General features: G+C 40.6%; 12 protein-coding genes and 1 tRNA gene. 6 read left to right on the top strand and 7 right to left on the bottom strand.

Annotated features, from left to right (window positions below; all coding sequences use genetic code 11):
* Positions 1-89: 89 nt before the first annotated feature.
* The 3 genes from TERMP_RS03495 to TERMP_RS03485 are packed head-to-tail and all read left to right on the top strand — an operon-like array spanning position 90 to position 3,265.
* A complete protein-coding gene (locus TERMP_RS03495; protein ID WP_013466975.1) occupies positions 90-902 on the top strand; it encodes an undecaprenyl-diphosphate phosphatase in 813 nt (270 codons plus the stop codon).
* On the top strand, positions 899-2,152 hold the full coding sequence (glmU, locus tag TERMP_RS03490) for a bifunctional sugar-1-phosphate nucleotidylyltransferase/acetyltransferase (protein ID WP_013466974.1): 1,254 nt from the start codon (positions 899-901) through the stop codon (positions 2,150-2,152). The genes TERMP_RS03495 and glmU overlap by 4 nt, the downstream gene beginning before the upstream one ends.
* Positions 2,153-2,158: 6 nt before the next feature.
* Complete coding sequence (locus tag TERMP_RS03485) at positions 2,159-3,265, top strand: DUF835 domain-containing protein (RefSeq protein ID WP_013466973.1); 1,107 nt, start codon at positions 2,159-2,161, stop codon at positions 3,263-3,265.
* A gap of 1 nt (position 3,266) precedes the next feature.
* Here TERMP_RS03485 and TERMP_RS03480 read toward each other — a convergent pair whose 3' ends face one another.
* Positions 3,267-4,445, bottom strand: coding sequence for a CBS domain-containing protein (locus tag TERMP_RS03480; RefSeq protein ID WP_013466972.1), 1,179 nt, complete (start codon positions 4,443-4,445; stop codon positions 3,267-3,269).
* A 147-nt stretch (positions 4,446-4,592) separates the two neighbouring features.
* On the opposite strand from TERMP_RS03480, the gene TERMP_RS03475 reads away from it, so the two are divergent.
* Positions 4,593-4,679, top strand: a tRNA-Ser gene (locus tag TERMP_RS03475).
* A gap of 50 nt (positions 4,680-4,729) precedes the next feature.
* On the opposite strand, the gene map is transcribed toward TERMP_RS03475, so the two are convergent.
* Both map and TERMP_RS03465 read right to left on the bottom strand, forming a co-directional pair.
* On the bottom strand, positions 4,730-5,620 hold the full coding sequence (gene map / locus TERMP_RS03470; protein ID WP_013466971.1) for a type II methionyl aminopeptidase: 891 nt from the start codon (positions 5,618-5,620) through the stop codon (positions 4,730-4,732).
* Entirely contained in the window at positions 5,617-6,900 is a 1,284-nt protein-coding gene (locus TERMP_RS03465) for an amidohydrolase (protein ID WP_013466970.1), read from the bottom strand. Before TERMP_RS03465 ends, map begins: the two co-directional genes overlap by 4 nt.
* 58 nt (positions 6,901-6,958) lie before the next feature.
* On the opposite strand from TERMP_RS03465, the gene TERMP_RS03460 reads away from it, so the two are divergent.
* Positions 6,959-8,443 carry a TrkH family potassium uptake protein gene (locus tag TERMP_RS03460; protein WP_013466969.1) on the top strand — a complete coding sequence of 495 codons (1,485 nt, stop codon included), beginning with the start codon at positions 6,959-6,961 and terminating at the stop codon, positions 8,441-8,443.
* 2 nt (positions 8,444-8,445) lie between these two features.
* Entirely contained in the window at positions 8,446-9,288 is an 843-nt protein-coding gene (locus tag TERMP_RS03455) for an ATP-binding cassette domain-containing protein (protein ID WP_013466968.1), read from the top strand.
* Here the strand turns inward: TERMP_RS03455 and TERMP_RS03450 are convergent.
* The 4 genes from TERMP_RS03450 to TERMP_RS03435 form a co-directional block, all read right to left on the bottom strand.
* Positions 9,275-10,081, bottom strand: coding sequence for a hypothetical protein (locus tag TERMP_RS03450; protein ID WP_013466967.1), 807 nt, complete (start codon positions 10,079-10,081; stop codon positions 9,275-9,277). The genes TERMP_RS03455 and TERMP_RS03450 overlap by 14 nt on opposite strands.
* A complete protein-coding gene (gene cyaB / locus TERMP_RS03445) occupies positions 10,065-10,619 on the bottom strand; it encodes a class IV adenylate cyclase (RefSeq protein ID WP_013466966.1) in 555 nt (184 codons plus the stop codon). Before cyaB ends, TERMP_RS03450 begins: the two co-directional genes overlap by 17 nt.
* Positions 10,616-11,173 carry an archaemetzincin family Zn-dependent metalloprotease gene (locus tag TERMP_RS03440; RefSeq protein WP_013466965.1) on the bottom strand — a complete coding sequence of 186 codons (558 nt, stop codon included), beginning with the start codon at positions 11,171-11,173 and terminating at the stop codon, positions 10,616-10,618. Before TERMP_RS03440 ends, cyaB begins: the two co-directional genes overlap by 4 nt.
* Before the next feature lie 106 nt (positions 11,174-11,279).
* Positions 11,280-12,317, bottom strand: coding sequence for a lysyl aminopeptidase (locus tag TERMP_RS03435; protein WP_013466964.1), 1,038 nt, complete (start codon positions 12,315-12,317; stop codon positions 11,280-11,282).
* Between the last annotated feature and the right edge of the window lie 59 nt (positions 12,318-12,376).

The following is a 12,376-nucleotide window of genomic DNA, read 5'->3' as shown; positions in this document are numbered from 1 at the left end:
CCAAAATTAGATTAGCCGAACAGTATAAAGCCTTTTTTCTCGAAAAGTTTATGTTTCCAAGTGCCCAAATACTCAAGCAGTGATCTGTCATGAATTACATCGAAGCGGTTATAATGGGTATATTGCAGGGATTTACCGAATGGTTGCCGATAAGCAGCTCGGGGCAGGTCATGCTGGCGATGATGAACTTTTTTGGGATTTCTCCTGAAAAAGCTTACTCCTATGCTCTGCTCCTTCATTTTGGAACACTCTTTGCAGTACTGTTTAAATTCAGGTATGAACTGGGGAGAATTCTGATGAATCTTGTGACATTGAGATGGGGCGAGGAGGAGACGTTTCTTTTTTATTCAACACTTTTCACCGCAGTTATTGGACTTCCACTTTATAGGGCATTCAAGACAATTGTCACATCACTAAATGCTGAGGCTGTGAACGGAATAGTAGGCTTTGCTTTGATACTAACTGGGGTCATCTTGGCTAAGAGCAGGGAAAAACCCAAAGACGAATTTGGGCAAATTGTTAGAAAGAAGAGAAAAAAGGAAGTTACGATTGTGGAAGCTATGGTTGCAGGTATCGCCCAAGGTATTGCTGTTTTGCCAGGAATTTCACGTTCAGGAATGACTATTGGAGCGTTGCTTTTGCTTGGGGTTGATCAGAAAAAAGCTGTGAGACTTAGCTTCTTGATGGCAGTTCCGGCGATCTTTGGTGCCCTATTCTTGGAGCTTCAAGCTGTAAGTGAGCCCATCACAGTGTCCTTAGTTGCCGTGCTTAGTGCGTTTATTGTAAGCCTGCTGACACTTGAGGGGATGCTTAAATTAGCAGAAAGGTTAAATTTCTCCAAGTTCTGTATAGTATTTGGTAGCATAGCGGTGGTTGTCTCGATAATGGGGGTGTTAATTTGAAAGGTGTGGTACTTGCAGCTGGAAAGGGAGAAAGACTAAAGCCTTTAACCGATGACAGACCTAAAGTCCTGCTGAAAGTTGCAAACAGGGCAATTATAGAGTACGTTCTCGAGAATCTGTATCCTTTCGTTGACGAATTCATAATCATCGTCAGATACCAGAAAGAGAAGCTGATTGAGTTTTTAGGGGATGAATATAATGGTAAACCAATCACTTACGTGGAGCAGACTGAGGGCGAAGGCACTGCGAGGGCAATATATTCTGCAAAGGAATATATTGAGGGTGAATCCTTTTTGGCGGTAAATGGGGATATCTACTTTGAGAGAGAGGCAGTGAAAGCTCTTCTTCATGCATTTAGGAAAGCAAATGCTGCTCTTTTGGTTAAGGAGTTTGAAGATTTGAGCCATTTTGGAAAAGTAGAGGTTGAAGGGGAATACGTGAAAGAAATCAAAGAAAAGCCGGGAAACGTTAGGGGATATGCAAATCTGGGAATCTATTTATTCAAGCCAGATGTCTTTGAATTCATTGAAAAAACTCCACTGAGCAAGCGCGGTGAGTACGAAATAACAGACACGATTAACCTTATGATAAAATCAGGCAAAAAAGTTGCCTATGCAGTTTACGATGGCTATTGGAACGACATCGGAAGACCTTGGGATCTGCTCAATTTGAACGAGTACATCCTCAAGAATCACTTAAAGCATGAGATCAGAGGAACTGTGGAAGAGGGAGCAACGATAATACCACCAGTTGAGATTGGAGAAGGAACAGTTGTTAAAAGCGGTGCATATATCGTTGGTCCGGTAAAAATTGGAAAGAACTGCAAAATCGGCCCTAACTGTTTTATAAGACCGTATACGAGCATCGGCAACCATTGTCACATTGGAAATGCAGTTGAGATTAAAAACTCAATAATAATGGACCACAGCAATGCCCCCCATTTAAACTACGTGGGTGACTCAATCATTGGGGAGAATACAAACTTAGGGGCTGGAACCATAACAGCCAATCTAAGGCACGATAATAAAACGATAAAAGTTGAAGTAAAAGGCAAGCTTGAAGACAGCGGAAGAAGAAAATTGGGAGCGATTATTGGGCACAACGTCAAGGTCGGAATAAATGTTTCAATATACCCTGGAAGGAAGATTGGTAGCAACTCATTTGTTGGGCCTGGAGTAATAGTTGATAAAAATATTCCTCCAAACAGCTTGGTTATTGTTAAGCAGCAAAAGGAAATACATGAAAGGTGAGGAGTTTTGGAAACAGCTTCAATAATTGGGATTCTCAATTTTATATCCCGATGGATACTCTTCTTGGTTGTCACATATAGGTTCATCAAGACAAGAGAAAAAGGTTGGGCACTACTCATGTTTGCATTTTTTATAAATGCTTTGGATATTGAAAGCTATATATTAGATCCACTTGGAATACAGATAAAAGAAGAAGTGTATGAAATAGCCGGCATGATTCCAAATTTTCTGATATCACTGCTCATAATGTGGGGTGTAATACACCTCAAAAGCAAACGTGCAGAGATTAGACACGTAATTGGCATGGGAGTATATGTATCCCTCGTCTATCTATGGTTGTTCTTTGCAGCAACGCCTTTTTTTGATGAGTTGCCTTTTGCTATAAGAGCCCTCCCTTCATCCCTTGCATTTGGAGTATCTTTGATATACCTTGGTATTATGCTCAGAAGGTATATTGTCAGGAAGAAGACACTCGAAGAGCTTTTTCCATGGGGGTTGATACTCCTCGGTGCACTTAATTTAATGTATCCTCTCATAAGAGAAATGCCAAGATTCGTCAATGCAGCATTTCTTTTAGCAGGTGTTTTTAGAGTAATTTCCGCGATTGGTGCGGTTAAATTTGCTTTTTATCCAATAATGCCACCTCAGAAAAAAAGAGAGAAAATACTTCCAAAAGAAATTTACTTGTTCACCGATAGCAAAGAGGTCGAGTATATGTTCCCCACACTATTTCTTGAGAATAACGTTATTATAATTACAAGAAAGGATCCACGAACGTTTCAGTTAGGAAACGACTTCATTATATATTGGATAACCAGAGTTGGAGAAGGAAACATCGAGGAAGATCCAAGAATTTTTGCCATTTCCCCAACAAAAATAGATATTCTTGTGGATCTTGTTGCAAGAGGATTAAAGCAAGGGTATAACGTAGTCTACGTTGACGCTTTTGAATATCTCATGCTTGAAAACGGATTTAAGGCGGCTTTCAAGTTTTTACTGAGCCTTAAAGATCATGTTATCTCTAAAAATGGGACATTAATTCTTGTCGTGAAACTGGATGCGCTGGAAGAAAAAGAGAGAAAACTTATTGAAAGAGAGTTTTCAAAGTTCTGAATCAGCGCCAGAGTTCAAGCTTATCAAGGAATCTCTTTGCATATCTCAAGTCCCTCTGAAGCTCTACTTTTTGGAGAATCTGTCGTTCAATGGCTCTGAGTGCGTCATGGACTGCTTGAATAGCTCCCCACGTTTCACCTGTTGCCACAAAAACCCCTCTATCTGTTACAACCCTCATCCTGGCTTGATACAGGTGTACCCCCCTGAACTTCTCATTGAACCTTCTGATGTACAGGTAGATTATTCCTTCATCACCAAGAACATCAGCGTATCCATCGACGAATTTCTTTATGTCGCTTATGATCCTCTCTCTGGTAAAGTCGCTCAGTATGTGCGCATCTCCTCCGAGCTGAAGGTAGAACTTGGCTTCTTTCTCCACCATCCTGGAGATTGGGAGCAGCAAATCTTTAACTGTTAGGATACCAACGACCTTGTTTTCTTCATTAACAACAACCAAACCGTCAATGCGGTTGTCAATCATGGTGGCAACTGCTTCCCTTATTGTTGCATCTGGAAGTATTGTTATAACTCCTCTGATCATGACTTCTCTCAGCTGGGTTGAGAAGGGGGGTATCTTTTCACCCACAAGCTCCCCATATTGTGCCTTGAATCTTGGTTTTATGAAACGGATTATTAAGTCATGGAGTGTCACAAGACCTTCAAGCTTGCCCTCTTCGTTTACAATTGGAATTCTCGAAATTGCATGGTCTCTCATTGTTGCAAGTGCCTTTGCCACTGTATCATCTGGTTTAAGAGTAATGACATCTGTTGTCATGAACTCCTTAACTTTCCTCTTTCCAAATTCCTCCTTGATTACTCTATCTAAAATAGCCAGATCACTAATTACACCAAAAATGTTTGTTTTATCTTCTCCAACAGGCAGTGATCTCAAATCAGTCTCAATCATGAGCTTTGCAGCATGGCTGAGATCATCACGGGGCTTGATAACAGGAGCAGGTTTGTAAACATCCTTTACCTTTGCCTTGGTTGGATCCCACTTAAGGTGGGATTTAATTATTAAATCCTGAGTGACAACACCTTTGTATGTGCTCCTATCAAACACAAGAATTAAATCTGGATCTTCTTTTTCAAAGATTCCAATTGCTTCAGAAAGTGGTGCATTCACATCAATTTTTGCAAATTTGTCTGTCATAACTTCTTCTACAAGAATTCCGACCACTTCTGTCACCTCCTTACAATTTTATCTACGCTTTTGTTCCATTTAAACCTTCTCTTTGATTGGAGCTCGAAAATATTTTAGTAATAAAATGTTAATAAAGTTTTTGCTGATAAGCTTTATAAAAGCTCAGTATAACAATCTCATGGAGCCGGGGTAGCCTAGCCAGGGAAGGCGGTGGACTCGAGATCCACTGGGCGTTTGCCCGCCGGGGTTCAAATCCCCGCCCCGGCGCCAACGCCGAGCTTTTTATATGATTTAAAAAACACAACAAAATAATTAAACAATTACGTAATCACCTTTGCGCCATCCTTCTCAACAATTACTGTGTGCTCAAACTGAGACACTAATCCTCCCCGGATTTCTTTCAATATTGGGTAGCTGTAAATTGCTCCAGCTTTTTCAAGCTGCATTAATGCTAACCTCAGCTGTGGTTCTGGCATTAAATCCTGCACCCATCTGTATGCAAAAGGCAGAGTAGAGAAGTTCTTTTTTATATAATTGAGTAGGATTCTTGCTTGAGGCATCCTCACAGGTCTGTTTCTTACAAACATAAATATCAATGCTGGAGGAACTTCAATAACCTGTCCAGCTCCGGTAGTTGCGAAAGGCTCTATCGCCAGTACTTCCCCTTCTTTCAGTGTATATGTATCATGAGGCCTGTAAATGTTAGGGATCGAAATTCCAGAATGCAGCTTGTATCTCTGGATCACGTGCCCACTAAGGTTCACTATTGGGTTAAAACCATAACCTCTTATGGTTTCTTCAATTACTTTTCCAATCTCATTTATTTTAACTCCTGCTCTCACAACACTTACAGCATTTTCAAGCGCTTCTCTTGCGGCTCTCATTAAGTCGTCCTCTTTCATTCCGACTCTAACTGTTACTGCAGTGTCTGCTATATATCCATCAATATGAACCCCAAGGTCGACTTTTAAATAATCGCCTTCCTTAAGAACAGTGTCATCACCCTTATACGGGGTATAGTGGGCGGCAAGCTCGTTTAGTGATAAATTGCATGGAAATGCAGGCTTTCCCCCAAGCTCTACAATTCGTTTTTCAACAAACTCTGCTATTTCATACAGCGAAACACCAGGTTTTATCAGCTTTATTACTTCCTTTCTAACTTGTTTTGCAATTTCACCAGCTTTAATGAGCTTTTCTATTTTTTCATTCATTTAACTACCCCCACAATCTTTTCATAAAGTTTAAGTGCCTTTTTCTCGGCTTTTTCTATAGTTTTTTCCTCATTTACGACAAGGATTTCTTTATTCAACATTAAAGGCTTTCCGTTAACTATCAAACCGTCAACATCTCCAGCCCTCATGGAATAAACCGCAAGGGTAATTGGATCATAAAACGGCTTGAGATGCGGTCTGTTAATGTCAATAATCATTAAGTCCGCCAGATATCCTTTTTCAATTCTTCCAGCCTTAAATCCAAGGGCTTTTGCACCGTTTTCAGTTGCAACCTTGAATACTTCTTCCGCTTTTGCTATAGTTGGATCCCAGCGGTGATTTTTCTGAGATATGGCAAAAACTTTCATCTCTTCAAACATATCAAAGCTGTTGTTACTTGCAACTCCATCTGTCCCTAATGTTACGAGAACACCGTATTCCTTCATTTCTGGATATGGCATGACTCCCCCAGAAGCAAGTTTTAAATTAGAGATAGGATTGTGAGACACTTTAACACCATACTTGGCAAGAGTCTTTATTTCAGCCTTTGTGAGCCAAACCGCATGAGCAGATAGAAGATTTTTATCCAAAAACCCGATGCTTTCCAGGAGCTCAACGGGTCTTTTTCCGTAGCGTTTCTGAACTTCATAAACCTCCCACCTTGTTTCTGATAAGTGAATCTGGATCAAAAGTCCATATCTATCTGCAATTTCCTTTGCTTGCTGAAGTATTTCAAGGTTGCAGGAGTAAATTGAGTGAGGAGCAATGCTTGGTTTTATTAATTCATGGTTTTTATATTTCTTTACAAGCCTCTCAACAATTTTAAAAGCCTCTTCAGGTGTTTTAGCATCGGGAGAAGGAAATTCAAAAATGGTGGTGCCCAAAACTCCCCTTAACCCCAAAAGTTCTAAGGCTTTGGCAACACTGTCCATGAAAAAATACATATCAGCAACTGCTGCGATTCCAGACCGAATCAGCTCAAGTCCTCCAAGCATTGCCCCCCAGTAAACATACTCCCTGTTAATGTATTTCTCCGCAGGCCAAACAACTCTTTCAAGCCAGTCCTTAAGCCACATATCTTCGGCAATCCCCCTGAGAAAGGTCATTGGAAGATGAGTATGAGTGTTGTAAAACGCTGGAAGGATGAGCTTATCTTGGGCGTTAATTACAAAGTCATCTTTCCGAATTTCGCCATTTATGTCCTCAATTCTGTTATCCTCGATGTATATAGTGCCTCTCTTCCCATTTGGCATAATTCCGTTCTTAATTAAAACTCCCATGCTCCACCCTCACGAAAATCTTTTATTTGTTTGTGATTTTTAGTTTTGTGGTGAGCGAATGCTTGGAGTCAGAAGATACATAAATTTAACTGAAGATCTCTTTGTTGTTAAAAATCTAATAGGTGCACTGCTTCAAGGTATCGGTCTGGCTTATCTGATCCCCCCTCTAATTGTGTGGTTCTATCCGAATGAGATTGTTTATGTTTACTACTTTGTAATCCCTGGAGTAATAAGCATTCTCCTTGGGGCTTGGCTTGGGAGACACGTCAAGATGATTGAAGATGTAAACCTCAGGCAGGCAATGATCTCAGCTGCATTTGTCTGGCTCTTTGCTTCATTTATAAGTGTTGTTCCCTTCATGAAAATAGCCCATATGAGCTTCATTGATTCGTATTTCGAAAGCATGTCTGCTTGGACTGGAACAGGGCTAACGATGATGAGCAATCTTGAAAGCTATCCTCACATACTCCTCTTCTGGCGTTCATGGATGCAGTGGCTCGGCGGAATTGGAATTGTTTTGGTTGCCCTTACTATTTTAATTCGCCCAGGAGTTGCAGCAGCAAGGCTTTACAAGGCTGAAGCAAGGACTGAAAGAATACTTCCAAACTTGGCCAATACTTCTAAAATAATCTTCCAGATATATGCAATTCTAACCCTATTGGGCATCTATCTCTATTACATCAACGGAATGCCAATGTTTGATGCAGTTATTCATTCAATGACTGGTTTAGGAACCGGTGGTATGAGCTCTCACGACCTGAGCATAGGATACTTTAACAGCTTGAGTATAGAAGCAGTTACTATTTTTCTCATGATAATGGGTGCAGTAAACTTCACGGTTCATTATAAGATGTTTAAAAACCGGAGTATAAGGCATTTTTTCGAGGATATTCAGGTAAGATACATGTTCATTTTCCTTATTCCGACGATAGTGCTGATAGGCTATTCCCTAATAACTTGGAACCACATGCAGATCGCCAAAGCGTTTAGAGAAAGTGTTTTTCATGCGGTATCTGCAATAACATGTACAGGGTTTTCAATCGATGATCTTTCGAAATATCCCGAGCTTGCAAAGCTTTTAATAGGATTTTTGATGGTTGTGGGAGGAGGAGCGGGAAGTACGGCAGGTGGTATAAAGCTCATTCGAATAACGCTGACCTACGAAAGTCTAAAATGGACAATCCAACAGGCAATTCTTCCCAAAGGCGCAGTCATAAAAAGGAAGGTCGGTAATTACATCTTCTCAGAAGACGAAATTCAGGAGGTGTTCAGCTTTACCATGACTTATTTCGCCTTCTTGCTTATAGGAACCGTGTGGGTAATGGCAAGACTTGGAGTCTCCATTGCCAATGCGTTCTTTGAGGTTGCCTCCGCTCAAGGAAACGTAGGGCTGAGTGTTGGTATAACATCTCCTGCCCTTCCTTTGGACATAAAGATACTCCTGATCCTCCATATGTGGATTGGAAGGCTTGAGATATTCTCCACACTTGTCTTTATAGTCAGTGCCCTGATGTTGATACCGAGAGTCGTGGAGAGGGAGTAATAATGCTCATAAGAGTTGAGGATCTGAGTTTCAGATACTCAAGGGCAAAAGAGTACTCCATTAAGAATATCAATTTGAAGATAAGGAAGGGAGAATTTGTCGGGATACTTGGACCGAGCGGGAGTGGAAAATCGACCCTATGCCTCACCTTTAACGGGATAATACCTCACTCTATAAGGGGAGAGCTTAGAGGGGATGTTTACGTAAAGGGATACAACACCAAAGAGACAAGCGTCGCAAAGCTGTCTACAATTGTGGGTCTCGTTCTTCAAAATCCCGATTCTCAGCTTTTCAACATGACTGTCGAAGAAGAAGTTGCATTTGGTCTCGAAAATCTTGGTTTGGATCCTGAAGAGATAAAAAGGAGAATCAAATGGGCATTAAGGATTGCAGGTTTGGAGGGTCTTGAAAATGAATTTCCTCCAAACTTAAGCGGTGGTCAAAAACAAAGGTTGGCGATTGCAAGCGTTTTGGCAATGAAGCCTGAGGTTTTAGTTCTGGATGAGCCCACTTCACAACTTGATCCCCTTGGTAGAGAGCAGGTATTGAGCTTGATAACCTTGTTAAATAAGGAGCAGGGCATTACAATAGTTCTGGTAGAGCACAATACAGAGTACATCCTGAGTTTCGCAGATAGAGTTGTGGTTCTCGATAAAGGCGAAATAGTGCTGGAGGGCAAACCAAAAAATGTCTTTGAAGAAGTGGAGCTTCTTCAAAATCTTGGAATCAGATTGCCTGCCAGCGTTAGAATATCCCACAAACTAAAAAAGAAGGGACTTTTAGAGAGATCAGCACTCAGTGAGAGAGAGTTAATAAATAAGTTAAAAAGCATCATGAAAATCTAAATCTACCAGCAAGTTCCTCCTGTAATTCAGCGATCTTTACAAATGCTTCGAATCTCAACACTGGATTCTCTATGTCCTTTAAAAGTTCCATAGCTTTTTTTAGTATTTCTTCCGCCTTCTTTTTGTCCCTCTTGGACTCGAATTCAGCCATTTTCCAGAGTGCCATGACCTTATGGAAATCGCTCTGGATGTGTGTAATTACTTTGGCTGCATCATCTTCCCTGCCCTCCTTATAAAGATGGAGCGCCATATATGAAAGAATTACATCCAGCTTCTTCCTGTTTCTAACGAGATTCATTGCATATGCTGCTTTTTCAAGGAGATCATTTTCTACCAGCGAGTAAACTATTTCAAAAGTTACATCGTCATCTTTCAGCTTTTCAGCGAGATCAAGGCTTGTTCTTAGTGCCAAATCTCCCTCGAGGCTTTCATCAATCAGATAAAATGCGATTGCAATATCTGCAAAAACAATAGCCCTTAACCTTTCTTCTGTTATGGAATTTGCCAGAATAACAAGCTCTTTTAAATACTCCCTAAAAGCTTCCTTTTCATGTTTCAATACGCTTCCAAACTTATTAATGCTTTTCTTAGCTAATTGAACTATCTTCTTTACGATACTTCGAACCCCAAGAAAAAGGTAATAATCGTTTTTAATTCGCCTGACTTCACTTATTGCCGCATTAATGTCTTCCCGCTTTAAAGCTGCTTCAACTAATCCGAATATAGCATCGTCTTTCTCTCCTTTTGTGAGTTTGCCGAGATGTTTCCTGAATTTATTAAGTTTGGGAACCATTTTTCTTCAACTTCTCAAGCAGAAGCTCCAGATAAGATCTCCGCTCAAATCTTTCAACCCCAAGATCTTCAAGAATCCCCCGAAGCTTTTTGACTTCGTTTTTAATGTCCTTTTCTTCTTTAACGAGCTTTTCAATTTCGATGAACTTCCCCAATCCTTCAACCTCATCAAGCGTAATTGTCACACCTTTTTCAACGTAGTATTTTTCTCTGACTTTCACAATAGTTAGGACTTTTTCAAACCCCAAGGAAGTCAGTAAATCAGAATATGCATCTACGTCGCTTATAGGAACTTCTATCTCTTTTCGGGTTTTTGACATGTCATCCAGTTTAGGACCTTTATAGGTTAAAAATGCCTCAAAATGTCCGTTAAACCGTTTTATCCTAATCCGTAGAGCTTCATCAGTTTTAGAGAAATCCCTGCACGGATGCTGGTAGTAGATATCCTCATGCATCTCTTTTCTCATGAATTCAAATCTTCCCCTAACTTTTTCAAAAATTCTATCATTGGCGTACCCTTTAAGCTCAATTTCAATCATTTAAATACCTCCTTAAGTTTTTTCAAACAGTTATCACAGTATTCCCTGCTCTTTAAATCCGTATCAAGGATTGAGTTGGAGAAATGCATAACACATTTGGGATTTGGACAGTGCTCGAGACCAAACACATGGCCCAGCTCGTGCATGGCTTCTTTTATCGCTCTATTTTTCAATAATTCCCCATTATTAATTTCCCCGTAAAACTCAGGTCTGAGCCTGTGTAACGAAATTATCGCGACCTTCAAGTATGGGCTTGCCAGACCGAATATGAAGTTTAAGCCTTTTTCGTATAAATCAGCGTCTGTTATGCCAAGGGCAGCCCCGGCTCTTAATGTGTCTTTAATTTGTGCCAAAGTAGGAAGGAATGTCCTTCCAAGAAACTGCCTCCTATTCCAATTGTATTCCACAGAAAAGTTGTCTATACCGATTTCTGAGAGAATAACAGCATGCAGCCCAAACCTTGAGTAAAACTGCTCAACATAATCAGCAACAGCGACAACAACGTCTTTTTCAATTTTTTCCAAAACTATTGGAACTACTATGAGTCTTGCCATTTTAGTCCCCCATGGAACTCTCAGTAGACAGGAACATCAACCCAACATCAATAGTAACTCTGCGCCAATAAAAGATAAGGCTTTTGGAAAATAAGTATTAAGAAAATCAGGGGATTAAATTCATAGGCTTGAGTTCTTCAAGGAAATGCTTGGCCAGGTTGATTGTGTTGTCAACATCTCTCACATCAGCTAATTCAACTTGTGAGTGCATGTATTTAATTGGAATGCTTAAAACGGCAGTTGCAACACCTTCTCTATTGATCTGCATGATGTTTGCATCCGTTCCTGTTGGTCTTGGGCTCGGCTCAACTTGAAGCGGAATCTCATACTTCTTAGCGACTTCTTCGGCGAATGCTCTGACCTTTGGATTTATGTTTGGACCAACGTCCATAACGGGACCTTTGCCAAGCTCAACGACAATTTTGCCCTTATCTCCGGGCTGCTTAGCAAATGTTACGTCCATTGCAATTCCAATCTCAGGATCAATTGCATAGCTTGCAACCCTTGCACCCCTCAAGCCAACCTCCTCCTGAACACTTGCAACAAAATATATGTCAGCTTCATGATTTTCAACAGCTCTCGCAGCTTCTATCATTGCATAAAGGCAAATTCTATCGTCCAAATATGGAGATGCAAACCTATTCTCCGTGAGCTTTGTGAATGCCGGGGCAAATTCCATAACTGTTCCAACTTTAATTCCCATCTTTTCAGCTTCTTCTTTTGAGTCTGCACCAACATCAACAACAATCGTATCCCAGTCTGCAGCTTTTTTCCTCTCCTCTGGCTTTGTTAGGTGTGGCGGAATGTGACCAACAACTCCATAGAGTTCTCCGTTCTCTGTAAATATTCTAACCCTCTGGGCAACTAATGTTCTTGGATCAACTCCTCCAACAGGAACCACGTGGAGGTAGCCGTTTTTATCAATGTGATTTACCATCAGGCCGATTTTATCCATATGTGCCGCAATCATGATTTTTGGTCCGCTCCCCTTTTTGTGGGCAATAACATTGCCAAGCTTGTCAATTTTAATTTCATCAACGTAATCCTTCAAAGCCTCAACAACAACGTCTCTAATTCCTAAAAACTCGTATCCGCTGACACCGGGAGCTTCAACAACTTTCCTCAAAAGCTCAAAGTCTACCACTTTCACCACCTCGTTTAGATTCCTATCTTAGTGTGTTTAACTATGCTTAAAAGGTTTTA

Source organism: Thermococcus barophilus MP (assembly GCF_000151105.2).
In the GTDB taxonomy this organism is placed as follows: domain Archaea; phylum Methanobacteriota_B; class Thermococci; order Thermococcales; family Thermococcaceae; genus Thermococcus_B; species Thermococcus_B barophilus.
This window is presented reverse-complemented; position numbering and strand designations above follow the sequence as displayed.